29 protein-coding genes and 7 tRNA genes are annotated in these 22,952 nt (G+C 40.6%); 7 read left to right on the top strand and 29 right to left on the bottom strand.

The features are described 5' to 3' along the window. Positions 1-235: 235 nt before the first annotated feature. The 3 genes from NSQ54_03340 to NSQ54_03330 all read right to left on the bottom strand — a co-directional run bounded on the left by NSQ54_03340 (position 236) and on the right by NSQ54_03330 (position 1,449). Entirely contained in the window at positions 236-631 is a 396-nt protein-coding gene (locus NSQ54_03340) for a DUF961 family protein (GenBank protein WYP27161.1), read from the bottom strand. A gap of 389 nt (positions 632-1,020) precedes the next feature. After that, the gene (locus NSQ54_03335; protein WYP27160.1) at positions 1,021-1,266 is read right to left on the bottom strand and encodes a hypothetical protein; all 246 of its coding nucleotides are present in this window, start codon (positions 1,264-1,266) and stop codon (positions 1,021-1,023) included. Continuing rightward, entirely contained in the window at positions 1,267-1,449 is a 183-nt protein-coding gene (locus tag NSQ54_03330) for an ICEBs1 excisionase (protein ID WYP27159.1), read from the bottom strand. Between the two features lie 231 nt (positions 1,450-1,680). Here NSQ54_03330 and NSQ54_03325 point away from each other — a divergent pair, with 231 nt between their 5' ends. The 3 genes from NSQ54_03325 to NSQ54_03315 all read left to right on the top strand — a co-directional run bounded on the left by NSQ54_03325 (position 1,681) and on the right by NSQ54_03315 (position 3,688). Then, positions 1,681-2,082: a helix-turn-helix domain-containing protein gene (locus NSQ54_03325; GenBank protein ID WYP27158.1), complete on the top strand. Its 402-nt coding sequence runs from the start codon at positions 1,681-1,683 to the stop codon at positions 2,080-2,082. Positions 2,083-2,216: 134 nt separating this feature from the next. Next, positions 2,217-2,558, top strand: coding sequence for a hypothetical protein (locus NSQ54_03320; GenBank protein ID WYP27157.1), 342 nt, complete (start codon positions 2,217-2,219; stop codon positions 2,556-2,558). A 23-nt stretch (positions 2,559-2,581) separates the two neighbouring features. After that, a complete protein-coding gene (locus NSQ54_03315; protein WYP27156.1) occupies positions 2,582-3,688 on the top strand; it encodes a tyrosine-type recombinase/integrase in 1,107 nt (368 codons plus the stop codon). A 441-nt stretch (positions 3,689-4,129) separates the two neighbouring features. Here the strand turns inward: NSQ54_03315 and NSQ54_03310 are convergent. The 8 genes from NSQ54_03310 to NSQ54_03275 all read right to left on the bottom strand — a co-directional run bounded on the left by NSQ54_03310 (position 4,130) and on the right by NSQ54_03275 (position 5,473). Next, positions 4,130-4,212: transfer RNA gene (locus NSQ54_03310), tRNA-Leu, on the bottom strand. Positions 4,213-4,247: 35 nt separating this feature from the next. After that, positions 4,248-4,329: transfer RNA gene (locus NSQ54_03305), tRNA-Leu, on the bottom strand. 20 nt (positions 4,330-4,349) lie between these two features. Next, positions 4,350-4,426 (bottom strand) — tRNA-Asp (locus tag NSQ54_03300). Positions 4,427-4,447: 21 nt separating this feature from the next. Further along, positions 4,448-4,523, bottom strand: a tRNA-Val gene (locus tag NSQ54_03295). 179 nt (positions 4,524-4,702) lie between these two features. Then, positions 4,703-4,777: transfer RNA gene (locus NSQ54_03290), tRNA-Glu, on the bottom strand. Between the two features lie 7 nt (positions 4,778-4,784). Next, positions 4,785-4,875 (bottom strand) — tRNA-Ser (locus tag NSQ54_03285). 1 nt (position 4,876) lies between these two features. Further along, a tRNA-Asn gene (locus NSQ54_03280) sits at positions 4,877-4,951 on the bottom strand. A gap of 72 nt (positions 4,952-5,023) precedes the next feature. Continuing rightward, positions 5,024-5,473 carry a SprT family protein gene (locus NSQ54_03275; GenBank protein WYP27155.1) on the bottom strand — a complete coding sequence of 150 codons (450 nt, stop codon included), beginning with the start codon at positions 5,471-5,473 and terminating at the stop codon, positions 5,024-5,026. 106 nt (positions 5,474-5,579) lie between these two features. Here NSQ54_03275 and cmpA point away from each other — a divergent pair, with 106 nt between their 5' ends. Continuing rightward, a complete protein-coding gene (gene cmpA / locus NSQ54_03270; protein ID WYP27154.1) occupies positions 5,580-5,702 on the top strand; it encodes a cortex morphogenetic protein CmpA in 123 nt (40 codons plus the stop codon). Positions 5,703-5,945: 243 nt separating this feature from the next. On the opposite strand, the gene NSQ54_03265 is transcribed toward cmpA, so the two are convergent. From NSQ54_03265 to acpS, 15 genes are all read right to left on the bottom strand, one after another. Continuing rightward, a complete protein-coding gene (locus NSQ54_03265; protein WYP27153.1) occupies positions 5,946-8,129 on the bottom strand; it encodes a Tex family protein in 2,184 nt (727 codons plus the stop codon). 93 nt (positions 8,130-8,222) lie between these two features. Next, entirely contained in the window at positions 8,223-8,825 is a 603-nt protein-coding gene (locus NSQ54_03260; GenBank protein WYP27152.1) for a SpoIIE family protein phosphatase, read from the bottom strand. Further along, entirely contained in the window at positions 8,825-9,610 is a 786-nt protein-coding gene (sigB, locus tag NSQ54_03255) for an RNA polymerase sigma factor SigB (protein ID WYP27151.1), read from the bottom strand. Before sigB ends, NSQ54_03260 begins: the two co-directional genes overlap by 1 nt. Then, positions 9,570-10,058, bottom strand: coding sequence for an anti-sigma B factor RsbW (gene rsbW / locus NSQ54_03250; protein WYP27150.1), 489 nt, complete (start codon positions 10,056-10,058; stop codon positions 9,570-9,572). The genes sigB and rsbW overlap by 41 nt, the downstream gene beginning before the upstream one ends. Next, positions 10,055-10,384, bottom strand: a complete 330-nt coding sequence (locus NSQ54_03245; GenBank protein ID WYP27149.1) for an STAS domain-containing protein — start codon at positions 10,382-10,384, stop codon at positions 10,055-10,057. The genes rsbW and NSQ54_03245 overlap by 4 nt, the downstream gene beginning before the upstream one ends. 82 nt (positions 10,385-10,466) lie before the next feature. Beyond that, on the bottom strand, positions 10,467-11,480 hold the full coding sequence (locus tag NSQ54_03240) for a PP2C family protein-serine/threonine phosphatase (protein ID WYP27148.1): 1,014 nt from the start codon (positions 11,478-11,480) through the stop codon (positions 10,467-10,469). Positions 11,481-11,498: 18 nt separating this feature from the next. Continuing rightward, positions 11,499-11,912, bottom strand: coding sequence for an anti-sigma regulatory factor (locus NSQ54_03235; protein ID WYP27147.1), 414 nt, complete (start codon positions 11,910-11,912; stop codon positions 11,499-11,501). A gap of 3 nt (positions 11,913-11,915) precedes the next feature. Next, entirely contained in the window at positions 11,916-12,272 is a 357-nt protein-coding gene (locus tag NSQ54_03230; GenBank protein WYP27146.1) for an STAS domain-containing protein, read from the bottom strand. A gap of 18 nt (positions 12,273-12,290) precedes the next feature. Next, entirely contained in the window at positions 12,291-13,109 is an 819-nt protein-coding gene (locus NSQ54_03225) for an STAS domain-containing protein (protein WYP27145.1), read from the bottom strand. A 145-nt stretch (positions 13,110-13,254) separates the two neighbouring features. Next, positions 13,255-13,605 (bottom strand): type II toxin-antitoxin system PemK/MazF family toxin, encoded by a 351-nt coding sequence (locus NSQ54_03220; GenBank protein WYP27144.1) that lies wholly within the window; start codon positions 13,603-13,605, stop codon positions 13,255-13,257. A gap of 3 nt (positions 13,606-13,608) precedes the next feature. Beyond that, on the bottom strand, positions 13,609-13,887 hold the full coding sequence (locus NSQ54_03215; GenBank protein WYP27143.1) for a ribbon-helix-helix protein, CopG family: 279 nt from the start codon (positions 13,885-13,887) through the stop codon (positions 13,609-13,611). Between the two features lie 203 nt (positions 13,888-14,090). Then, positions 14,091-15,254 (bottom strand): alanine racemase, encoded by a 1,164-nt coding sequence (gene alr / locus NSQ54_03210; GenBank protein ID WYP28488.1) that lies wholly within the window; start codon positions 15,252-15,254, stop codon positions 14,091-14,093. 89 nt (positions 15,255-15,343) lie between these two features. Then, positions 15,344-16,180: an NAD(P)H-hydrate dehydratase gene (locus NSQ54_03205; protein WYP27142.1), complete on the bottom strand. Its 837-nt coding sequence runs from the start codon at positions 16,178-16,180 to the stop codon at positions 15,344-15,346. A 126-nt stretch (positions 16,181-16,306) separates the two neighbouring features. After that, positions 16,307-17,320, bottom strand: coding sequence for an outer membrane lipoprotein carrier protein LolA (locus tag NSQ54_03200; GenBank protein ID WYP27141.1), 1,014 nt, complete (start codon positions 17,318-17,320; stop codon positions 16,307-16,309). A gap of 129 nt (positions 17,321-17,449) precedes the next feature. Further along, positions 17,450-17,800, bottom strand: a complete 351-nt coding sequence (acpS, locus tag NSQ54_03195) for a holo-ACP synthase (protein WYP27140.1) — start codon at positions 17,798-17,800, stop codon at positions 17,450-17,452. Positions 17,801-17,854: 54 nt separating this feature from the next. On the opposite strand from acpS, the gene NSQ54_03190 reads away from it, so the two are divergent. Both NSQ54_03190 and NSQ54_03185 read left to right on the top strand, forming a co-directional pair. Continuing rightward, positions 17,855-18,607 carry a rhomboid family intramembrane serine protease gene (locus NSQ54_03190; protein ID WYP27139.1) on the top strand — a complete coding sequence of 251 codons (753 nt, stop codon included), beginning with the start codon at positions 17,855-17,857 and terminating at the stop codon, positions 18,605-18,607. A 409-nt stretch (positions 18,608-19,016) separates the two neighbouring features. Then, positions 19,017-19,511, top strand: a complete 495-nt coding sequence (locus NSQ54_03185; GenBank protein ID WYP27138.1) for a hypothetical protein — start codon at positions 19,017-19,019, stop codon at positions 19,509-19,511. 26 nt (positions 19,512-19,537) lie between these two features. Here NSQ54_03185 and NSQ54_03180 read toward each other — a convergent pair whose 3' ends face one another. From NSQ54_03180 to NSQ54_03170, 3 genes are all read right to left on the bottom strand, one after another. Next, on the bottom strand, positions 19,538-20,389 hold the full coding sequence (locus NSQ54_03180) for a family 1 encapsulin nanocompartment shell protein (GenBank protein WYP27137.1): 852 nt from the start codon (positions 20,387-20,389) through the stop codon (positions 19,538-19,540). A 24-nt stretch (positions 20,390-20,413) separates the two neighbouring features. After that, complete coding sequence (locus NSQ54_03175) at positions 20,414-20,923, bottom strand: hypothetical protein (protein ID WYP27136.1); 510 nt, start codon at positions 20,921-20,923, stop codon at positions 20,414-20,416. Positions 20,924-21,025: 102 nt separating this feature from the next. Then, positions 21,026-21,331, bottom strand: a complete 306-nt coding sequence (locus NSQ54_03170) for a DUF2325 domain-containing protein (protein WYP27135.1) — start codon at positions 21,329-21,331, stop codon at positions 21,026-21,028. A gap of 204 nt (positions 21,332-21,535) precedes the next feature. Here NSQ54_03170 and mgtE point away from each other — a divergent pair, with 204 nt between their 5' ends. Continuing rightward, a complete protein-coding gene (mgtE, locus tag NSQ54_03165) occupies positions 21,536-22,891 on the top strand; it encodes a magnesium transporter (GenBank protein ID WYP27134.1) in 1,356 nt (451 codons plus the stop codon). Positions 22,892-22,952 lie beyond the last annotated feature (61 nt).

Below are 22,952 nucleotides of genomic sequence, written 5' to 3'. Positions count from 1 at the left end.
AATCTTTCTATTGACTTATGGTTTACTGCTAAATAGCGGATTGCTCAACATTCATCAAGTGTCTAAATTTTTTTTAGACCACTTGCGTGATTCATTCTTCATCATGTTATTTGTGATAATTGGTGTATTTAATTCACTTTTTATTTGTGCGGTATTACTAATTAGCTTTTTGGGAACCGCACACAGTAAAAAAAATTAGAGCGCACTATAGAAATAATGCGCTCCGAGATAACATTTATTTTTTATCTGCCCCTGCTCCAACTGGTTCTTTGTTATCCTGTGGTTTCTTATCAAAGCCTTTTTGTCCCAATGGTTTAATATCTTCCGCAACAATCGTATAGATGATATTTGCAAAAGTTCCATTCACTTGTGCTCTAGCTGTGATTCTAGGATGAACCAGTTCAACTTCACTCATAAAATCATATTCTTTTAGATCAATATAATCAGGTAGCGTGACTTCAATCTGCCCCTGTTGAATACTTGAACCCAAGTTATAGATTCTCGATTCCAACTTATCTGTGCGTTCACCTTTTTCACGGTCATAATACATTCTTTCTCTTGCTAACCCCATAAACACTAGCGTCCCAAATGTCTCTGTTTGATCCGGTTTAATTCCTGCTTTTAAATTCATATACAATTCCTCTTTTCGTTAAATTAGTTTTGTGTTTTCTCTTCGTCCATTTTCAACAGTTCAACTCAATCTATAAAAAGAAAAATCGCTCCGGTTCTGTATCCATCATGGCGCTTATCAGTCGCCTTCTTTGCGACCTAGTAGGTCAAAGCTATGACCATCAGCACGAATATTCGTTCCTGCTACAGCATTTTAACAAGTGTTAGCTGTGTCCACTTAATACTCACGAACGTGACATTTTAAGTAGAGTACGCTATAATAAACTTTCCACAGTTTTATTAGGGCGTATCTGACTTTGTCAGGTGCGCTTTCTTTCTATATGTAATTATCAAGGTACTCTCAACCCTTCCTGGTATTTAAGCTCTCCTATAAGTGGTTTATCTTCACACTCAATGTTTACCCTCAAATACTGATATTTCTTTTCTCCCTAGCTTATAGTTCTTTGAAATCCTTCTGTATGAGACACCATGTTCAAGCAATTTTTGTATGACTTTCTTTGAAATAGGCTGTTTCATATAGTGGTTTATCTTCACAGTATGTAAGGCCAGTTTCATTCTTGCTTGCCAGTCACCTTCCATCTTTTTCGCAAGTGGGATAGCTTCTTGCATCAATGTCTGCATCTCAACAAACTGCATTTAACCCACCTTACCTTTATAAACATATCTTTCTTCAAACTTAGACTTACTCACTTTTCCTCTGATAACCATATACCCTTCTTGTTTTAATTCTCTATTTAATTGCCTAATCACTTCGTAAGCTTTTGCTTCCTTTACATGTAGAATCTGTTGAACATCTTTAGGTGTTAAAAACTCACTCATTTAAATCACCTCTTTATAAAGTTTAATTGCTTATACTTAATATAATTGATCATAGTGTGTAAGTCAACACTTAGTGTAATATTAAATTATTTATTTTGGTTTCGACTAAGTGAGTATAAAAACATTATAAGACTAACTTATACTTTATTGACTTTTTGGCTAAAGTAAGGATATTTGGTTAGCTTGTTGGTATGATGTTATTAATAAACTTTAAGTGGAATAGGTGAAATTATGACTTTAGGACAACGTCTTAAAATTGCTAGAATTAAGTCTAACCTCAAACAAAATGAAGCAGCTAGTAAAATTAATATTTCAGGAAACGTATTGTCTACTTACGAACGTGATATTAGAGACCCTGACACACAGACCTTAAAAAAATTAGCCGAGCTATACAATGTATCAGCTGATTTCCTTTTAGATATCAATTCAGAGGATACAAGAGAATTTGATCTTAGTAGTCCTTTAGACAAGGCATTCAATGATGTATTAACAGAATTAAGCTATAAAGACCTTAAGTTTCTTTCTAATGGAGAAATTGATGATGAGACTGCACAGTTAGTCAAAGTAGCTCTTAAAAATGGTGTGAATTTTGTAGAAGAGTATTTATCCGCTAAAGATAACAAGAAAAAGTAAATTTCCAGTTATTTTGTAGGACTACCTTACTGTTTATCGATTTTTGTGAAACAATATGGATAATCACCCCGTATTTTAGAAAAACAATGCTTTTATTGTAATTTCTATAAATACAGAAGAGGGTGGTTTTCTTGTTGTCAGAAGATGAAATCTTTCTAGAATGTGAATCAGTTACAACAACATTAGGTACTAGTAACCCTTGGGAAATTTGCGATAAGCTTAATATCTTCATCCTCTATAGTGAGCTAGGAAAAGTTGAATGCATGTCACAAGTACATAATGGATTTTTTGTGATACATGTTTCTAAGTTTTTTTCTGACATTCAATTCTTCCTAGCTCATGAGCTAGGTCATTATTTTTTACACAGGGATAATGACTTTTTTAAACTAATTAATTGCACATTGTTTTTAGGGAGTGATGAAAATGTAGAAGCTGACTTGTTTGCAGAAAAACTTCTGACATGCTTTCATACTTAAAAATCTGTTTAGGAGGTATTAATATGCCAATCAAACCGACTGACAATGGCAAGTTTAAAGTTGATGTTAGTTTAGGAGAAGATCCAGTTACTGGTCGCAGAAGAAGAAAAATTAAAGTGTTTAACACTAGAAAGGAAGCGGAAAAATACGAAGATGAATTGCATCATATCTATAATACAAAGCAAATTTTTGGAGAACGTAATTTAAGTTTTTCTTTAGTCAGAGATCTGTACCTTGAAGATTGCAAAATACATTCGAAACAAAGCACCTTTTCAATGATCCGTTATGTTGTGGGGAAACATATTACTCCTTACTGGGAGAATAGTTTCTTACGAGGTATCACAACAAGAGATGTGAGGAAATTTCAGGAGAAACTTATTGCTTCTCAGATGGCTAACAAGTCCATTAATAACATTATGATTATACTTAAATGTATTTTCAGAAAAGCTGTTGAAGAGAATGCCATGTCATTTAATCCATCTGATAACGTTAAGAACCTCAGAAAGACCACTAAACAAATGAAGTTTTGGACACCTGATGAGTTTAAACAATTCTTGTCTTTGATCGAAGAAGAAGATTTCCTTTTTAGAGCTTTCTATTCCACAGCTTATTTAACTGGTATGAGATGTGGTGAAATGCTTGCCTTGAATTGGACTGACATTGATCCATATAGACGTGAGATAAATGTCTATAAGTCTTTATCTTATAATAGAAGCGAACTGGTGATAGCTGAACCTAAAACAAGGAGCTCTATTAGACGTATAAGTGTAAATAGTAAGCTTCTTTTATTACTTGATGAATGGAAAGAAAAGCAAAAGTACCTTTTTGATAGGCTAAGAATGACTCACACTGATCAAACACATATCTTCCAGTACAAAGACGTCCCTCCTACTAAAGATCGTTTCAGTAGGAAAATAAAGTTGATATGTAAAGATAGTGACTTAGATCCAATTAGGCTGCATGATTTACGTCATTCTCATGTCGCTTTGCTAATACATCAAAAAGAGGATTATGCTACGATAAAAGAAAGGTTAGGACATGCTTCAATCAAGACTACAATCGATGTTTATGGTCACCTTTATCCTAACAAACAACAAGAAACAGCAGATAGACTCGATGAACTGTTTTAACTGGTCAAAATACATTGTAAAATAAAGATAACCAAATTTGAAATCGTCTTGAAAGGATTGATCTCATGGAAGCAACTTTAGCAACTTTATTTTCAACACTGATTATAGCTATGACAATTTTCTTTATAGTTAAGGTACTGAAAATAGCTTATAAGAAAAATGAAATTACAATACGCAAGTTCATTGTCATAACATCTTCATCTATAATGGCTGGAATTGCGTTGTCATTTTTACTGTTTTACACGTATCAAAATTTGTTTGACTATTTTCTTTAAAATATCGCTAAATGGCTAAAACCGAACATTACAGATTTTCGTTATCATGCACCAAAACATGTGTGGAAAGAATGCGGAAAGAATTTTTGATACTCTCCAGTTTTAGAACGCAAAAAAAATAGCACCAAAGCTCCGAAAGCCTTGCTACTACTCGATTTCACCTATATGCGGTTGAGAGGACTCGAACCTCCACGAGTTTAACCTCACTAGGCCCTCAACCTAGCGCGTCTGCCATTCCGCCACAACCGCTCGTTGTTGCATAAAAAAAAGCACTTTGTGAAAAGTGCGGGTGAAGGGACTTGAACCCCCACGTCATAAGACACTAGATCCTAAATCTAGCGCGTCTGCCAATTCCGCCACACCCGCGTATTTAGATAATAAGATAATGGCGGTCCGGACGGGACTCGAACCCGCGACCTCCTGCGTGACAGGCAGGCATTCTAACCAACTGAACTACCGGACCAATATTTATTTCAAGAAAAAATGGTGGAGGATGACGGGCTCGAACCGCCGACCCTCTGCTTGTAAGGCAGATGCTCTCCCAGCTGAGCTAATCCTCCATTTTGGCTGCGAATAACCTTCGAATCTCTTCGTCCATTTCGTTATTTTCAGTCAGTCACGTACTAAGGTACGCTCCTTCCTTCAAAAACTCATGTCCTCGACCTTCTCGCTTCTTCTTGCCAAACCAGGAAATATAATTGTGACAACCTTCGAATCTCTTCGGTTGGTTTCACAGAAATGGTGACCCGTACGGGATTCGAACCCGTGATACCGCCGTGAAAGGGCGGTGTCTTAACCACTTGACCAACGGGCCTAAAAAATGGCGGAGAAGGAGGGATTTGAACCCTCGCGCCGCTTACACGACCTACACCCTTAGCAGGGGCGCCCCTTCAGCCACTTGGGTACTTCTCCGTGGCTCCACAGGTAGGACTCGAACCTACGACCGATCGGTTAACAGCCGATTGCTCTACCACTGAGCTACTGTGGAATATGTAACATGCTTGTCGTTTTGGCGACTTCTATAATATATCACAGACAAGTGGTCCAAGCAATATCTTTTTTAAACTTTTTTTAATTTCCCTCTACATTTTCCGCAGGCATAACGCGCGGTGTTGACTCTGCGTTTGCGTGTGTAGGTTTGTGTGCAGTTTGTGCATATGTAGGTATGCAGCTGTTTCGGGGTATTTTGCGCGCCTTCAATGACCTGGCAATGTCTTAGCCCTCCTACTTGGGCCAGGAGCTGTTTAAAGTCCTGATCCTTATGCTGGTAGCCTCTTTTTAAAATATGTAGGTGGTAATGGCACAGCTCGTGTTTGATGATGCCAATGAGCTCTTCTTCCCCAAAGGCTTCAAGCATCTTAGGATTGATTTCAATGTCATGTGAGCGTAAGAAGTACCTTCCTCCGGTCGTTCGGAGTCTTGGGTTAAAGCGGGCTTTGTGCAGAAAGGGTCGTTTGAAGTATGTGTTAGACAGGTCTTCAACGAGCTGCTGCAGGTCTTGCTCGCGCATGTGATTTCAATCCTTTCTTCTCTTTGTTTGTCTTTTAGGAAACACTGACAAACTCCATTGCATATAGTAGATAATATTATCATATGAACGAAGGAGTTGGCGAATCGTGCCTAACTGGTTAAAGAAGCAACTGAAACGTGCATTCGTCGAGAAGAACAAGTATCAGCTCCGCGTGTTGAACCAGTGCTGGTTTTATTATCAACAAAAGGACGGGGAGAAACAGAAATAGAAAAATGGCGAATGATTCGGTTGCAGAATCATTCGCCATTTCTAATTTTATCTGAACAAGCGGAGGGAGAACCCGAGACTCCTACGGAACAGAACGCGGTGAAGACACTGTAGCGGTGCCCTTTCCGCAAAAGGGGCTGAGGCCGTTCCCGTGGAAAGCGAGGGATTCTCCTGTAGCGGATTTGGTGCTATCTTCGTGTTTAACTCGTTACATATAAGTTATGCCTCGGCCTCTTTCATTTCCTTATGAAGAAAGGGTCTGATTTTCTGGTGGGAGCATCGTTAAAGCGATTCTTCCTTTTTGTACATCTACAGATGAGACCCAGACGGTGACGATATCTCCGACTGCAACAACATCCATTGGATTTTTCACAAAACGTTTTGTGAGCTTCGAAATGTGGACGAGTCCATCTTGTTTAACGCCGATGTCCACAAAGGCACCAAAGTCAACAACGTTACGGACGGTTCCTTCAAGCTCCATCCCTGGCTCCAGGTCTTCCATCTTTAAGACGTCTTGCTTTAGAAGTGGCTTGGCTACTTCATCACGTGGGTCACGTGTTGGGCGGATAAAGGCATCAATGATATCCTGTAAGGTTGGAAGACCAATGTTCAACTCTTCTGCCAAGGATTGAACGTTCATTGCCTGTAGTCGCTCCTTCGCCACGTCTGTGCCAATGTCTGTCGCCGGAATGGCTGCTTTCTCCAGGATGGACGCTGCAACCTTGTAGCTCTCTGGGTGAATACCCGTGGCGTCAAGTGGCTGCTTACCATTTTGAATACGCAGGAACCCAATACACTGTTCGTATGTTTTGGCGCCAAGACGTGGGATTTTCTTTAATTCTGCTCGGCTATTAAAGCGGCCTTCTTCATCACGCTTTTTGATGATATTGTTGGCTACTGTTTTAGATAAGCCTGCTACGTATTGCAGGAGCGCAGCGGATGCGGTGTTCACATTCACCCCTACTCGGTTTACTACGGTTTCGACAACAAAGGATAGGGACTCTGTTAGTTTCTTTTGAGACACATCATGCTGGTATTGACCAACACCGACTGATTTCGGATCAATTTTGACAAGCTCTGCCAGTGGGTCCTGAAGTCTGCGGGCAATCGAGATGGCACTGCGCTCTTCTACCTGCAGATCCGGGAATTCTTCACGCCCATTGTCCGAAGCTGAGTACACACTCGCTCCAGCTTCATTTACGATCACGTAAAAGACTTCATCTTCTACCTCACGAATCGTATCTGCGATGAATTGCTCCGTTTCTCTGGATGCCGTTCCATTTCCGATGGCAATGACGTTTACACCAAACTGCTTAATAAGCTGTTTCACCACTTTGGATGATTGTTCTACTTGGGATTTGGGTGGTGTTGGATAAATCACTCGAATATCCAGTACCTTCCCTGTATGGTCCACGACGGCCAGCTTACAGCCTGTCCGGTACGCTGGGTCAACTCCAAGGACAATTTGCTGCTTCATCGGTGGCTGAAGCAATAGATTACGCAGGTTCTCAGCGAAGATATGAATGGCCTGCTCTTCTCCTGCCTCGTTCAATTCATTACGCACTTCTCGTTCAATTGATGGCTGGATTAGACGTTTGTAGCTGTCTTGGACTGCAACTTCTACATAAGGAACTGCTTTTGAACCAAATGAACGAATCGTTTTACGAACAAGCTCACTTGTTAATCGATCATCTGGAGCACTCACACGTACTTTAAGAATGCCTTCCTTCTCCCCACGGTTTACAGCTAACACACGGTGAGGCGCAATCGATTTAAGTGGTTCGGAATAATCGTAATACATCTCGAACACACCTTTTTCATCTGCTTCCTGATTCTTCACTTCAGCTACTAAGTTACCTTCTTTAATCGTTTTGGTCCGAATAAGACTTCTGAGGTCTGCGTCATCTGCAACCCACTCAGCGATAATGTCCTGCGCCCCTTCAAGTGCGGCTTCCACTGTTTCAATTTCATGCTCTTCAGATATGTATGTCTTTGCTTCATCTGTTGGCTCACCGCTTTTTGGTAAGGCAAATAACCATTCTGCTAGTGGTTCTAGCCCTTTTTCCTTCGCAACGGTTGCTCTAGTGCGGCGTTTTTGCTTATATGGTCTGTATAAGTCTTCGATGATTTGTAATTTATCCGCTGCTTCAATGGCTTGGCGTAATTCATCTGTAAGCTTCTCTTGTGCATCAATGAGGCGAATGACCTCTGCTTTGCGGTCGGTTAATTGGTTGACATAAGTCCAACGCTCAGCAAGTTCTTTCAGCTGAACTTCATCCATTCCACCTGTCATTTCTTTACGATATCTCGCTATAAACGGGACAGTATTCCCTTCGTCCATCATGGCAATCACTTGTTTGACGTGTGCTACTTTTACTGTTAATTCTGTGGCAATCTGCTGCATCATTGATTCCTTTGACTCTTCCATGATCTCGCCCTCCTTTGTTTCCATAAAACTATTCTATCATAGACTTCGACAGCAAATAAAATAAGCCTTCCACCTCATCAAGCGGTGAAAAGCTTATTTTAATTTCCCTATTAACAAAGTGACATCATCATTATCTACATATTTGGCTGCATCGAATATTCGATTATTGTTTTCACTTAAGCTGTTGATCTCAAGTAGGGTTAATTTCGGAGGAGGACTTGCCACACCATCTGAATAGAGGATAAAGATCGTTCCTTCATCGTAATGGTATTGACTTTCTTGTATCTTTTCATTTCGACCACACAAGTATCCTCTTCTCGAAATCGGTTGAACGGCTGTTCCATTCGGATTATACATCGTAAATCCGATGTTACCCATGTTGCTGTAACTGATCTTGCGTTCTTTCAAATCCAGCTTAACAACCGTTAAAACTGCACCACGCTTGTTGAGTAATGCTTGGTTACACCTCTCAACAATCTCTTTTACGGGTAAATGGTGATCAAGATTCACGACTTCAGCTGCAGCTTGTGCTGATTCGCTTGCCCCTTCTCCACTTCCTAAACCGTCAATGACGGCACATACCACATAATCCTCTGTATTAATAACAGTATGAGCATCTCCACAATACTCTCCGTTATTCTTTGATCGTTCTAAGACAGCGACTTCAATGTGATGATCTTGCGTATACATAACCATTACAAAATCTCAGACGGTTCCACGCGAATCGATTCTCTTAGTTTTTCCAATGCACGTCGTTGAAGTCTTGATACATGCATCTGTGAGATTCCTAAGCGCTCTCCCGCTTCCTTTTGACTATAGTTATCGTAATATGTGTATTGAAGAATTAATTTTTCCCGTTCATTTAACACTTGGAATGCTTTTTCTAGAAGCATCTGCTGATCGGTTTGCTCATAGCCACTATCTTCTTTACCAACTAGGTCAAGCAGAGTAACCTCTCCACCTTCTTGGTCCGCTTCAAGCGCACGGTTAACTGATAGAGCTTGATAGCTCTTGCTCATCTCCATGGTTTCTAGAATTTCCTCTTCCGATACATTTAGGAAATCTGAGATCTCATGTAATTGAGGTGAACGTTGTAATTCAGATGTGAGCGTATCTACTGCTTTTTTGATCTTAGGTCCGAGCTCCTTAATTCGACGAGGAACGTGTACACTCCATGTCTTATCACGAATAAACCGCTTAATTTCACCAACGATTGTCGGCACAGCAAAGGATTCAAAGCTACGACCAAATTCTCCGTCAAACCGTTGCAATGCAGCAAGTAAGCCGACCATACCAACTTGGAATAAATCCTCATCATGCTCTCTGCCCTTTGAGAATTTCCTTGATAGAGAACGAACTAAAGCTTCATAGTGCTTGACCAGCTTCAGTTGGACATCATCGTTACGGGTTTCTTGAAACTCTTTAATCCATCCGTAAACCTTATCCTTGTTCTGACTGTAGTGATGAGATTCCGTCGACATGTTCTTCCACCTCATTTTTCCGTAGAAACTTTGTCATCATCAGTACCACACCGGCTTCATCGTGAATCTGTACTTTATCCATAAGGGTACTAATGAGGAATAAACCAAGTCCACCTTCTTTCATATCACCGATTGGCTGTTTGGAATCAACAGGTCCGAGCTTCCCTTGCAGCTCTTTGCTATCGAAGCTTTGACCTTCGTCCGCGATGATGATTTCAATTCGATCTTCATATAAGTCACAGGCAATCTTAACGTTGCCACCATCTTCATACGCATGACTTACAGCGTTTGTACACGCTTCAGCCACTGCGATCTTCATATCCTCAATATCGTCATAAGAAAAACCTAACCGATTGGCAATTCCCGAAATGGTCAGGCGTACAACACCGACGTACTCCGCTTTCGCAGGAATACTCATTTCAATATGGTCTACTTGATGTTCATTCATTTCGCTTCTTCCCCCCGATCAACGATGTTCATCACTTCATCTAGACCTGTAATGACAAAAAGACGCTTGATGCGCTCTGACATACCAACCAATGTCAACGTGCTGTCGTTTGAGTCAGATGCCTTAAGAACGCCAACAAATACTCCTAAACCCGTACTATCTATATATTGTACCTCAGATAAGTCCACCACAATTTCTGCTCCCGACCCTTCAGTAAGCGGAATAAGGGTTTCCTTTAACTTTGGTGCTGTATACGTATCAATTTCTCCAGTGAGAAAAACATTCTTTTGACTTTCTAATTCCTCAACTCGTATATCCAAATTCAATGTAGCAACCTCCTTGAGTTAGAACCGTCTCGACTTTGTGTCTAGTATTCAATGTACCTTGTTTACCACAAAGCGCTGTTCTTTAAACCTGTCTTCTTAAAATGATTAAGGTTAAATCATCTCTTAATGTAAAATCCTGTAGCTTGCTTAGTTCACGATACACATTTTCAGCTAATTCCTGAGCCTCAAGATTCTTTGATTTGCGAATCAGATCCACAATTTCCTCACGCTCAAGAAACTCTTCTCCCATCCGGCACTCCGTTACACCATCGGTTAAAAGGATTACCATATCTCCAATGTCCAGCTGTTTCACATATTCTTGATACGTTGCCTTTTTTGAGACTCCAAGAACTAAACCCTTTGCGCTTAAATCCTCAAACGAGTCATTTTTGGCATTATAGAAGAAACCAGGCTCATGCCCAGCACCAGAATAAGTAAATTCGTGAGCTTGAACATTGTAGTAACCGTACATCATCGTCACAAACATACTGTCATCTACATTTTGCTCAACGACTCGATTTAAATTCTCTAAAAGAGCACTTGGATTCAACTGCTGCTCAGGAAGGCTGTCCATGGCATACTTGATCATGGACATACATAGGGCTGCAGGCACACCTTTTCCGATAATATCGGCAATGGCTAATCCAATACTTCCATTTTGATCCATTACATAGTGATAGTAATCACCGCTCATTTTCTTAGCGGGTACACTCACAATTCCTATATCTAACCCTTTTACAGAGACCTCTTCACGAGGCAGGAGTGTTTGTTGCATTTTTGCTGCAACATCAATCTCTGCCTCGAGCTCTTGCTGACGATCTCTTAAAATTTGATGCTCCCGGTATGCCATTCCATAGCCCATCATGGCTTCTAAAAGAAAATCAAAGGATGCCTGAATGTCATGAGGTAGCTCTGGATAGAGCTGATCCATAATGGAGCGATGCAGGCTTACAAGCTCTTCCGGAGAAGTCTTGTGCTCAAGCAATGTTCGCGTAAACTGCTGAGCTTCGTATAGAACATGCTCGCTCCCTGTATTTAAATAAGACTCTAAAATCTTTTTATAGGACGTTTCGATATTGTTGTCTGTGTAATTCATAGTGCATTGTCGTCCTCCTTAGCGGAGCCATTTAGTTGCCGTAATGGTTGTCCCTTTATCTACTTCAGATTCAATATTAAAATCATCCATTAATCGTTTTACACCAGGGAGACCCGCTCCAAGTCCACTTGAAGTTGTGAACCCATCTACCATGACCTGTCTTAAGTCTGGTATTCCTGGTCCTAAGTCCGATGCAATAATTTTAATTCCTTTTTTCGTTCCGAATTTTCCTTTATCTTCAACGATCTCGATCTTAATTTCTCCACGTTGTGCGTAAAGGTAGATGTTACGAGCAAGCTCTGAGATGGCTGTCGTAATTCGAGCCTGATCTACATTTCCAAAACCAAGCTCCTTCGAAAGGGTTCTTCCTGCCTGTCTTGCAGCAACAATTCCCCATTCATTTTTTACTTCAACACAGGATTGGGTTTCCATCATCTAACCCTCCAGTTCCTGTTGCAATTTCTCTAAACCTTGTTCCAAATCTAGTGCGGTTGATACATCCTCGAGTTTGATTCCCATGTCAATTAATGTAATGGCAACAGCAGGTCTAATCCCCGTTAGAACAACCTTTGCTCCCATAAGGCTCGACATATCGACCACATCACCTAAAACTTTCGCAATAAATGAGTCGATCATATCAACTGACGTAAGGTCAATGACTACGCCTGATGACCCTTCTTGATGAATTTTATTGAGAAGGTCTTCTTGAAATTGAAGAGCCGTTTGGTCATCTAATTCAGTTTGTATACTAATTAGTAAATATTCTCCAAGTTTTAAAATTGGAATTCTCATAACCCCTATACCTCCAGCTTACAACTCAATCTTATTTTGATTACACATTTCAAGCGCTTTTTGCATTCCCTTTTGTAGCGTACTCTTTGTTGGGAATTTCGTTAGGTCAATGCCTAGATTAACAATGGTTTGTGCGATCTCAGGGCGAATACCCACAAGAATCGACGTTGCTCCAACAAGTCTTACCGCTTCAGAGGCTTCAATAATATGGTGAGCCACCATCGTATCTACAATAGGCACCCCTGTAATATCAATTAAAACAACCTTTGAACGATTTTTAATGACTCCATTTAATAAGTTTTCCATGATTAACTTCGCTCGAGTCGTATCAATACTGCCGATTAGAGGCATAACCGTTATTCCTTCAAATACAGGAATAAGAGGTGCCGATAATTCTAGTAATGATAGCTTCTGCATTTCTAATGTATCTTCCCACGATTCAATGTACTTAGATACAAGAAAATTATTCATGTTGTCGATCCATTCGTTCAGTTCACTATAAATATCTAAGACATCCGCCTCATCTGGTGGAACATCTTTAAGCTGTTGGTGAAACGCTTTTCTAAGGCCCTGAAGTGCTTTTGTAAAGTAAGTCAGTGACCGTCCCGATTGAATATACTGCTCGGTGAATTGCCTTAACCCTTCTAAAGAGTCCTCTTCATTCAGCCTAGCTGTTTGAAGAATTAAGGTCATATATTCTTGATTTGTGTGTTCTACAGCTTTTTCAAGTGAAGCTTTGATTTCTCCCTCACTGCGTAAAGCTGATAACTGCTGATCCCATTGGTTGATAATTCGCTCTTGATGCTTGTGTAAATAGGAAAGTGCGGTCGATTGCATAGAATATCCTCCAAATATAGTCTCTATCCTCATTATTCCATGAGTTTGCATTTGTTGCAAAGAGAAACTACCCTAAATTCTATCAATTTGCTCTAAACAATAAAAAATCCCCACTATCTTAAAAGGGGGATTTAAAATGGTCAGATCAAAAATCAACTAAACCTAAACTTATAAATAATGCCTCATTGACTGAATTCATCATGTTTTCATCAAGATGCGTAATCTTATCTGTTAAACGTTGTTTATCTATTGTACGTAATTGTTCTAATAAAATAACCGAATCACGGTCAAATCCATACCTTTTCGCATTAATTTCAACGTGAGTCGGTAATTTAGCTTTTTGAATTTGCGCTGTAATTGCCGCAACAATTACAGTAGGACTGAAACGGTTTCCAATATCATTTTGAATGATTAAAACAGGCCTGACACCGCCCTGTTCGGAACCTACCACCGGTGAGAGGTCCGCAAAATATACGTCTCCTCTTTTCACAATCAAATGCTACACCCCACTTACTAAACGAACAAGGGTTAGATCCGCTTCCTCCTCCGCAAGAAAAGCCTCTGATGCAATTGTCAGATTAATTTTTGCCATCTCCATGTAACCTTGCTGCATCGATTCGCGAATTTGGGATTGTTGTTTTTCCATAATATACGTTTTGGTTGCTCTAGAGATAAATTCACTTCTGTTAAGGTTTTCCTGTTCTAACAATGCATCCACCTCGTTTAACAATTGTTGGGGTAACGTAACGGTAATATCCTTAAATTGTTGATCCTTCATAAAACGTATCAACCTCCACCATAAAACGCCTTGTACAAAAATCACTCTGCCGTTCGACGGTAACAAGCTTACTGCTTTTACCTTTTCTACTCAAGATTTATCATAGCATTGGAGTGTATGGATTGCAAAGAGGTTTTTGGGAAGGTTTTTAAGATATTCTTGTTAGAAATCATTCCCTACCGAGTTTTGGCTATACATTTTCTTTAAATTTGGTTCTTAACAGAGACTAACTTCCCATCTTTAAAGTAGTGTCTTGGCACTCGTTTACTAATGATACAAGGGATTTCATAATTAATGGTATCAAGCCTTCGTGCGACTGTGTCCATTGAAATTTCCTTGCCATGGTCCTGTCCAATTAATGTGACAATCGTACCTTCTTCTTTTATTGAATTTAACCGGATCATACATTGGTCCATGCAAATCCTTCCAACAAAAGGCAGCTCTTCACCATCCACTAAAACGGTCCCTCCGTTCGTTGAATGGGCTCTGATCCATCCATCGGCATAGCCAATAGGCAGGGTTCCGATCCATTCATCCGTTTCAGTTACATATGTGGCGCCGTAGCTTATGGCCTTTCCTCCCACTAGCTTCTTTACTTGAGCAAGCCTTGTTTTGAGCTCGAATGCCGGCTCTAGTGGAAACGGGAGCTGATCCTGAATCTCAGGGGATGGACTTAAGCCATACATAGAGATCCCAAATCGCACCATATTAAAGGCACGCCCCGGAAAACGCAACGCTGCTGCACTATTAGCACAATGTATCAACGGAATAGACAGATTCTCTTCCTCTACCTGTTGGATATATTGCTGAAACTGTTGAAATTGCTCCTGATAATAGGTGGTATCCAGCTCATCTGCTGTTGCAAAATGAGTGAACATTCCTTCCAGATGAAACGTATTTGACTCGCGAATGATCAGCGCCATTTCTTTTACTTCTAATGAGTCTGTTATTCCCAAACGCCCCATTCCGGTATCACACTTCACGTGAATGGTTAAAGGATTTGATGGGTCCAAAAGATCCTTTGCACTAACAAGCCATTCTTTTGCAAACACCGTCACAGCTATATGATGCTTCGCAGCCACAGCCGCATCGGTTGGCCTGACGCGTCCAAGTACAAGAATTGGTTCTGTTATTCCAGCCTCGCGCAATTCAAGGGCCTCATCTAATATGGCTACACCTAAATAGGTTGCGCCGCTAGCGATCGCTGCTTTTGCCACAGGCACTGCGCCGTGACCATAGCCATCTGCTTTTACCACTGCCATAATGGTTGTCTGTTGATTTTGATAAACATGCGCCAGGGAGCGCACATTTTGTTCAATAGCGGAAAGATTAACTTCCACCCATGTATCACGATAATAGGAATCCATTTGTTCAGCTTGCATCTCGGTCACTCTCCATTTATCATTCATCATTTTGGATAATCTGATTATGAATGGCTCGATTGTAACCTGTCAATTTATGATTGACTCGATATCCTTTTTATATAAGTTGGCAGCAGCTCCGCGATCTGTACAGGGCGGACTACATGCTGATGTTCCCCTAGATCTCTGCCTATGAGCGAATGGATGTAAACAGCTGAGACTAGACCTTCTACCTTGTCACGCGATTGCGCACATAGCCCGGCAATGATCCCTGTTAGGCAGTCACCCATCCCTCCAGTAGCCATGGCTGATGATCCTTGAATATTTAAAAAGAATTCTTGTTCTGTATAGATGCGAGTTCGGTCTCCTTTTAGGACAACCGTTGCGTGAAGCTGTTCAGCCCACTCCTGATTCCGTTCGTCGGTTTGTTTTTCTGGCTCTAAGTCTGTTATTCTCTGCCATTCACCAGCATGAGGGGTTAGGATCACCTTTGGAGTACGCAGCTTGCTTTTTTCACGAGCAAGTAAGGTTAATGCGTCCGCATCAAGGATAAGGAGTTGATCTTCTCTTATGCTCGCTAGAACAAGTCGAAACACGTTCACCGCGCGTTCGTGTAACCCTAGTCCAGGCCCTATTGCAATCACCGTACTCTTCTTCACTTGCTCACTTATACCCGTTAAGTCATGTAGAGGTAAAGCCATCGCTTCAGGCACTCTCGTATGAAGAGCCACATGATGCTCGACATCTGTTGCAACAGTCGTTAAGCCTGCACCTGATTGAACCGCGGCTTCTGCCGACATAATGATTGAGCCGCCCATCCCTGCACTCCCGCCAATTAATAAAACCTGACCATAATCTCTATTTGTTGTATCCTGGTCACCCTCTCGACTTGGCATCCACCCTCTAATCAATTCTTCATTGACTGTTCTCATCTTGTCATCCCTCTGAAATAAATAATAACCATTCATACCCGAAAGTCCAGTTGGACTAACCTAAACAAAAAAGACGCACATTCCAATAGGTTGGAATATACGTCATCACTTGCTTGATTCAATGATTTATTTTTCAGTTGTTCCGTAAACTGAGCGGGCAACACTTGCCATTTCTTCTGCCCCGAGATCAGAGGAAGCAAGATAGAACTCAGACCCACCATGAGACCAGATTAATGCATCTCCTGTTTGTACACCAATCGTAAATCCTAGGTCAACCGGCTGTCCTTCAGCCATGTTTGTAAATGTGGTAGAAGCTGGGACGGCATCTGCTTGGGACTGAATCAATGTAAACGATTTGTCTCCAGTGTATTCCTGAACATAACTAGTTCCATCTTCAGTTTCTACTTCTATTGAAGCAGAAGCACTTGTTCCATCAGGCACGTACATTGGGTACAAAATCTCCATCTCATCTTCTTGACCGCTAGCGAGTGTCGGCTCAGACAATTGTGCACCCGTCATGTTCCGTTCCATTTCAAAATCATCATCATTAAACGTCGCGTTTTTATCAAACTCTGTAAAATCAAGTGTGACTAGTGGAGATTGCTCGTTATCTAGAATCTCTACTTTTACTGGGCTTAGATCTTTTTTGTTTAATTGAATTTGTTGCTTGTTTAAATTCTTGTTTTGATAATTGGTTGCTGTTTCAAATGTGTAATGATCCTCATCTTGAGAGAAGACGCGCTCTTGATCTGTTAAGATATCAGCCACTAAAGACTCATATAAATAACTTTGGCTTGTTGTTTTTGGCCAATCACTTTGGAAACGGAAGCTTTTATTTAATGCAGGTGTTAATACAAAGACCCCATCATCATTACGCAGGATAATTTGACTTTGATCCTTGTCCTTGTTGTTGAGCATCACTCTGTAGAACCCTTCCTTCTGATACCAGACCTCTACATCATAGGTTTGAGGTTCATTGCCCGTCTCAAGCTGCATTGTCGCCTTTGCTTTATACCCTGTTAACTCCTCAAGTGTTGTTCCCAAATCCTCTAAGACGTCCTCTTGTGTTTTCTCACCACAACCAGCAAGCACGATCATCATTAACACGCTCACCAGGAAGAACCAGCTAACTCGTTTCATCCTTCACCCCTCCATCTCATTTTGCCGCTAATTAGAGAAACGACCGTCTAATTGACGAGCTATTTCCCTTCGCACTACAACTATATGAGACAACCTAAGTGAATATGCAGACGAGTCCTAAAGCTTGATTCAGAAAGATTTCGCTTCTATAATTACCTGTGCAACCGCATATGCTTGACTATGTGAAATGGATAAGTGAATGATTTCATGAATGGGCCCGGTCATCGTCGGCTTACCAGTGGAAGCATTTAAGATTTCAACATCCATCCATGATACCTCTTTTATGCCAGAAGCTTTTACAAAAGCCTCTTTTGCAGCAAACCGTCCTGCTACATATTCTATTTTTCTTGAATCAGACATGGTTTGAAGTGCAGCTCGTTCCTGTGTTGTTAAGATACGCTCGACAAATCGGGCATTTCGTTTCATCGCCCGTTCAATCCGCGAAAGCTCAATAATATCAACACCTATTCCGTGAATCATGTTAAAAAACCTCAATTCTATTGATCATTTATTCATTTTAAAAGGAGGGCACCGATGTTCATACGCAACGAAAGCTTTTATTCATTTAGAAAAAATTATCCTGTTGTCACGATCTTAGTTGCCATTCATTTGGTTTTGTTTTTATGGGTCAACTTCTTTCCATATGGAAATCAGGTATTCTACTTTTTGATCGGAAGTAACCTTCAAGTGATGTTTGGAGAATTTTGGCGACTTATTACACCGATCTTCTTACATCAGGGTTTAATGCACGTGGTGTTTAATTCATTTTCCCTTGTGATCTTCGGCCCGGCCATTGAACGGATACTCGGAACCGTAAAGTTTACAGCCGTTTATTTACTATCTGGAATTCTTGCGAATATCGCCACGTATTACTTAGGCGCCATTACGTATCTTCATTTAGGGGCATCTGGTGCCATCTTTGGGTTGTTTGGCGTACTTGTTTATATGATATGGGCCCGCAAAGACCTCATTGACCGTGCAAATTCTCAACTTGTTATAACCATCACCATTATTGCGTTAGTTATGACGTTTGTAAACCCAGGTATCAACATCCTTGCCCACCTATTTGGATTTCTTGCTGGTATGGCTCTTGCTCCCCTTTTCACAATTGGAGCCAAGCCTTATCAAGCGAGACATTACAATCGACACGTGCATGATAGCGAGGAGCCTAGCTTTAACCCAAACCGCTGGGCCAATCAAAAAAAGAAAAAGCAAAAGAAGAAAATCATCTGGATTGTCGTCGCAGTCATTGTTGTGGGATTAATGATTCTACGTTTTATGGAGTAAGGTTTAATGGAACATAACTAAAAATGAATTAAAGGATGGGGAATGATTCGACGGCTGAATCATTCCCCATTTATATTTTCCTAAAACAAGCGGAAGGAGAACCCGACACTCCTACGGAACAGAACGCGGTGAAGACACTGTAGCGGTGCCTTTTCCGCGAAAGGGGCTGAGGCCGTTCCCGTGGAAAGGGAGGGATTCTCCTGAAGCGGATTTGTTGCTATGTTCGTGTTTATAACAAACCTTATTGTTTAGTTCTCCCTATGTTACTCTTTCTAATTACGTATAATCCTCTCATGTCTTAGCCATACTATTATTAGAATATTACCAATTTAAACCGAGATACAATTGACAATGATTATCATCCTCTAGTATACTTACGCTAGAATGATACGGCGAAGGAGGAGCTTTCGTGAAAAAAGTAACTGTTCACGCTCTGAAGGATATCCACACTGTACTTACAAACAAACGTAAAGTCGGTGGTGCCATTGAGGCTAAATCGATTCGATTGCGTTCTGGAGAAGAATTTCAACACCCGGTGTTTACAAGCATTGAACAAACACGTGGTGTCTATCAGTCCGTTGGTTTCATGACGAATGACGGTGAGCGACTCATTGTTAACATTGATGAAATTTCCATAATGAAGAACCTAGAGCATAAGTTAATTTGCCAATTAGAAAATTCTCATGCTAAAACATACCTGCTAACAGATACACTACAATACTTAGAACGACTGTGTGAGGTAAACGAAGGTTGTCTTACGTCTCCGTTTAAACGTGAGGTGGAAGGACTTGCTTGTGATATCGGTGCAAAACATCTTGAAGAGAATGGCTACACAGACTTCGTGATCTATGCTGAACCGGACCATAACATTATTTCCATTAATCAAAAAAGCATGCTGGCTTAGGCCGCATGCTTTTTCTTTTTTGTATATTATTCTTTTTCTTGGCTTTCTAACGTACAAATCGCGGATGGTCTCTTAATACGAAGAGCCAATGTTTCATAAACACGGAACGGATGGTTCATGACTTCTTCACCAAGGTACGCTGTTTCAAAATCCTCAGATACAGCAAGGTCAAAGTTATGCTGCCCTGTATTCACAAGAACGCCTGTCTTGCCTTTTAATACTGGGGATTGGAATACACCAGCCGTTGCAATTTCACGAACATGCTCAATTTCAAGTACGTTTGTTTCTTTATGAACACGGTGTAGGATCGCATATAGCTCAGGTGAAAGCACAAGTGCATATGGTCCATGATGTCCAAGCTCCATTAGCTTACTTCTAGCTTCAACAATATCCTGGAAGGCATGTCCAGATTCGTACCAGCTTTCGGTAACATGTGACAAGCGACCTTTCACATTCATTAGCCCAGGAATATCAAATTCCTTTGAACCATGGAAAATCATTTGGTCTTCCAGATAGGCAACCTGGCGAGCTGCGTTTGCTGCACCGGAGAAATCAACCGGGATGTTTAATGTTTTTGCTTGCTCAACGTCTCTCCAATATAGGACAAAGTCTTTGTAAATAAGAGGGATTGTGTGGCTCACGCGCTTTGTTGACTCAGCAATCTCTTCATTTAATCCCTGATGATCCATAATGGCTTCGTGGTCATCTAGATATACATCTGTATGGATTGTCTGTACGCCTCTTCCTAGCGGTCCATGTAAGCTAATAAATTTGCGACCCACTAATTGGCTTTTAGCCATATCTGCAACCACTTGATCTAAGTGATTAAATTCACTTTCATTTAAAGGTGCATCTGGATATCTTGATGCTTTACTCATTGCACTCACTCTCCTTTTTTCGTCTTACAATAGACTTCCAACTGAGAAAGCCGGTCTCTCTAAATCATTTGACTGCGTTGATTCTTCTTCGGTAAACGTAGTCGGTTCCACCCAATTGCTTTGGATCTCCTCTAAAATCGTTTGAAGTTCATCAACTTGTGTTTGTACACTTTCTTGCATCTTATCTAATTCATTCTCTTCTGTCTCGTAATCCAATACGCGTGCATCCTCCACATGTTGACTAAATGCCTGAAGGGCAAATCGTTCAAGCTGGAGATCTGCATACAACCCAATAAGTTCATGCTGTGCCAGATCCTTATGTGAATCTGCTTCGAGCCACTCATTAAGCTTTCGTAAAGTCTGTTTAATTCGTTTTTTTCTGGCGTATTCTATGCCTAATGCTTTACGCACAAGCATACGTTCATAGTCGTTGCTAGGGTTAGTGGTTTTTGGTTCAAGAATTTGAATATACCTTTTAACCTCTTTTTTCATTGCGGTAAAAAGATCATGAAGCACGTTCAGTGTCTTCTCCATGGGTCTCCACCTCGTTTCTTTAACTATTCCCATAGTATCACAATTCTCAATTAAAAAGAAACCCTTTTTATAATCATTATAAAGAAGGATTCTCATTTACGATTATTTCTTACTCATTGGACAGCCAGCCTCACACCCGCCTATGGCTTTATAAATAGAACACCACGAGCGTTTTGCATAACATACAGGCACATCCTGCTCCATGGCTTTTTTCTTTAAAACGGTCGTTAGGTTATGATTGATAAAGTCTGTTAATACTAGAATCATATCAATGTCTGCGGGGATCTCACGTTTCACCATTTTTGTCTTTCTTCCGCTTATATGTAGAATGTTCGCAAACCCCATGTCCTCAAGCTTCTTTGGAATGGAACCTAAATGATCAGCTCCTACAATCATTAGAGACGTCATGTCATACCCTCACCTTCATTTGATAATAATTCTCACTATCATCTTAATTGAAATCGATTCTCATTGTCAACTAATTTTATGAGAATATTCTGTTTCAGGTTACATCCCTCAAGGAAAAGGGAATAATGAGAGGAGATAATATCCGGTTTACTTGCTGTGTTTTTTTCTGTAAAGTAATTAGGATGAGTATGGAGGTGCATAGAAATGATCGCTAACATGACAGAAGACCAACTTCTCGTTTTGGTTATTAAATATATTCGAGAGGCCAAACGACACTCATTACAGGAACTATTAGATGAACTACACCCCTATGATGTAGCGATAATCTACCGTTCTCTCCCGGTCAAACATCATCACAAATTTCTAACATTTTTGAACCCCGATCAAATTGCCGACTTAATTGAGGAACTTGAAACAGAGTACCAAGTAGAGATCCTTCAGAAGCTCGGTGTTGAAGAATCATCAAAAGTAATGGATTTAATGGAAAATGATGAATTAGCCGATTTATTGAACGAGCTTTCCGTGGAACGCATTCAAGAGTTCCTAGATGTAATGAAAAAGGAAGATTCCATAAAAATTCGCTCACTCATGAGTTATCCAGCTGAAACAGCCGGAGGATTGATGACGAACGAATTTATTTGGATTCACGCCAATCAAACCGTTAGACAAGCGGTTGATAAACTAAAGGATTACGCGAGCTTCTCAGAAAACATTTATTATTTATACGTCATTAATGAAGCGAAGAAATTAGTTGGCGTTGTTTCCTATCGCGACCTATTAATTGCGGATATCAATGAAGTCATCGAAGATATCATGTTTACGCGTACAGTCGCAGTGAAGGTAACCGATGATCAGGAGCAGGTCGCAAACATCATTGAACGGTATGACTTTATTGCGGTTCCAGTTGTTGATGATGAAGACACGTTACTTGGTATTATCACCGTTGATGATGCTCTAGACGTTGTCATTCGGGAGGCAAACGAAGATATTGAAAAGCTTTCCGCGTCAGGAAATATCGATTTTTCGACTAAAGCATGGACAGCCTCTATCAGACGACTTCCATGGCTGATTCTGCTCTTATTAATTGGACTTGTATCAGGTAGTATTATGAATTACTTTGAAGCCACGCTTGCCCAGGTTGTTGCTCTTGTGTTCTTTATGCCGATGATTGCGGGAATGACCGGTAATACCGGCACTCAATCTCTTGCTGTGGTTGTACGAGGAATTTCCCAGAACACCATTGATAAAAAAGTAGTGACGAATCTTATTCTCAGGGAATTTCGCGTAAGTTTAATTATTGGTGTCACGTGCGGAACCTTGATTACACTCATAGCGTTCTTATGGATTGGTGATCCTTCTCTAGGTATGGTTGTCGGTGTGTCCCTGTTCTGTACGTTAATTATTGGAACACTTGCTGGGACAATCATCCCTCTTATTCTTCACCGATTTGGAGTGGATCCAGCTGTTGCTTCAGGACCTTTAATTACTACTTTAAATGATATCTTTTCGTTACTAATTTATTTTGGTATTGCAACGGCGTTTTTGACGAATTTAACATAAAAAAATGCGAAGATCCTATGTGGGATCTTCGCATTTTTTCATTTTTTGTGATCTGACTCAT

The organism is Alkalihalobacillus sp. FSL W8-0930 (assembly GCA_037965595.1).
Classification (GTDB): Bacteria; Bacillota; Bacilli; order Bacillales; family Bacillaceae_D; genus Alkalicoccobacillus.
The sequence above is the reverse complement of the archived record's forward strand: the minus strand, read 5'-3'. Positions and strand labels throughout refer to the sequence as shown.

Bases quoted from the DNA above. Each gene is read 5' to 3' on its own strand.
- NSQ54_03340 (WYP27161.1), bottom strand. From the start codon at position 631: ATGAATTTAAAAGCAGGAATTAAACCGGATCAAACAGAGACATTTGGG.
- NSQ54_03335 (WYP27160.1), bottom strand. From the start codon at position 1,266: ATGCAGTTTGTTGAGATGCAGACATTGATGCAAGAAGCTATCCCACTT.
- NSQ54_03330 (WYP27159.1), bottom strand. From the start codon at position 1,449: ATGAGTGAGTTTTTAACACCTAAAGATGTTCAACAGATTCTACATGTA.
- NSQ54_03325 (WYP27158.1), top strand. From the start codon at position 1,681: ATGACTTTAGGACAACGTCTTAAAATTGCTAGAATTAAGTCTAACCTC.
- NSQ54_03315 (WYP27156.1), top strand. From the start codon at position 2,582: ATGCCAATCAAACCGACTGACAATGGCAAGTTTAAAGTTGATGTTAGT.
- NSQ54_03275 (WYP27155.1), bottom strand. From the start codon at position 5,473: ATGCGCGAGCAAGACCTGCAGCAGCTCGTTGAAGACCTGTCTAACACA.
- NSQ54_03265 (WYP27153.1), bottom strand. From the start codon at position 8,129: ATGGAAGAGTCAAAGGAATCAATGATGCAGCAGATTGCCACAGAATTA.
- NSQ54_03260 (WYP27152.1), bottom strand. From the start codon at position 8,825: ATGGTTATGTATACGCAAGATCATCACATTGAAGTCGCTGTCTTAGAA.
- sigB (WYP27151.1), bottom strand. From the start codon at position 9,610: ATGTCGACGGAATCTCATCACTACAGTCAGAACAAGGATAAGGTTTAC.
- rsbW (WYP27150.1), bottom strand. From the start codon at position 10,058: ATGAATGAACATCAAGTAGACCATATTGAAATGAGTATTCCTGCGAAA.
- NSQ54_03240 (WYP27148.1), bottom strand. From the start codon at position 11,480: ATGAATTACACAGACAACAATATCGAAACGTCCTATAAAAAGATTTTA.
- NSQ54_03235 (WYP27147.1), bottom strand. From the start codon at position 11,912: ATGGAAACCCAATCCTGTGTTGAAGTAAAAAATGAATGGGGAATTGTT.
- NSQ54_03230 (WYP27146.1), bottom strand. From the start codon at position 12,272: ATGAGAATTCCAATTTTAAAACTTGGAGAATATTTACTAATTAGTATA.
- NSQ54_03225 (WYP27145.1), bottom strand. From the start codon at position 13,109: ATGCAATCGACCGCACTTTCCTATTTACACAAGCATCAAGAGCGAATT.
- NSQ54_03215 (WYP27143.1), bottom strand. From the start codon at position 13,887: ATGAAGGATCAACAATTTAAGGATATTACCGTTACGTTACCCCAACAA.
- alr (WYP28488.1), bottom strand. From the start codon at position 15,254: ATGGATTCCTATTATCGTGATACATGGGTGGAAGTTAATCTTTCCGCT.
- NSQ54_03205 (WYP27142.1), bottom strand. From the start codon at position 16,180: ATGAGAACAGTCAATGAAGAATTGATTAGAGGGTGGATGCCAAGTCGA.
- NSQ54_03200 (WYP27141.1), bottom strand. From the start codon at position 17,320: ATGAAACGAGTTAGCTGGTTCTTCCTGGTGAGCGTGTTAATGATGATC.
- acpS (WYP27140.1), bottom strand. From the start codon at position 17,800: ATGATTCACGGAATAGGTGTTGATATTATTGAGCTTTCGCGGATTGAA.
- NSQ54_03190 (WYP27139.1), top strand. From the start codon at position 17,855: ATGTTCATACGCAACGAAAGCTTTTATTCATTTAGAAAAAATTATCCT.
- NSQ54_03180 (WYP27137.1), bottom strand. From the start codon at position 20,389: ATGAGTAAAGCATCAAGATATCCAGATGCACCTTTAAATGAAAGTGAA.
- NSQ54_03175 (WYP27136.1), bottom strand. From the start codon at position 20,923: ATGGAGAAGACACTGAACGTGCTTCATGATCTTTTTACCGCAATGAAA.
- NSQ54_03170 (WYP27135.1), bottom strand. From the start codon at position 21,331: ATGACGTCTCTAATGATTGTAGGAGCTGATCATTTAGGTTCCATTCCA.
- mgtE (WYP27134.1), top strand. From the start codon at position 21,536: ATGATCGCTAACATGACAGAAGACCAACTTCTCGTTTTGGTTATTAAA.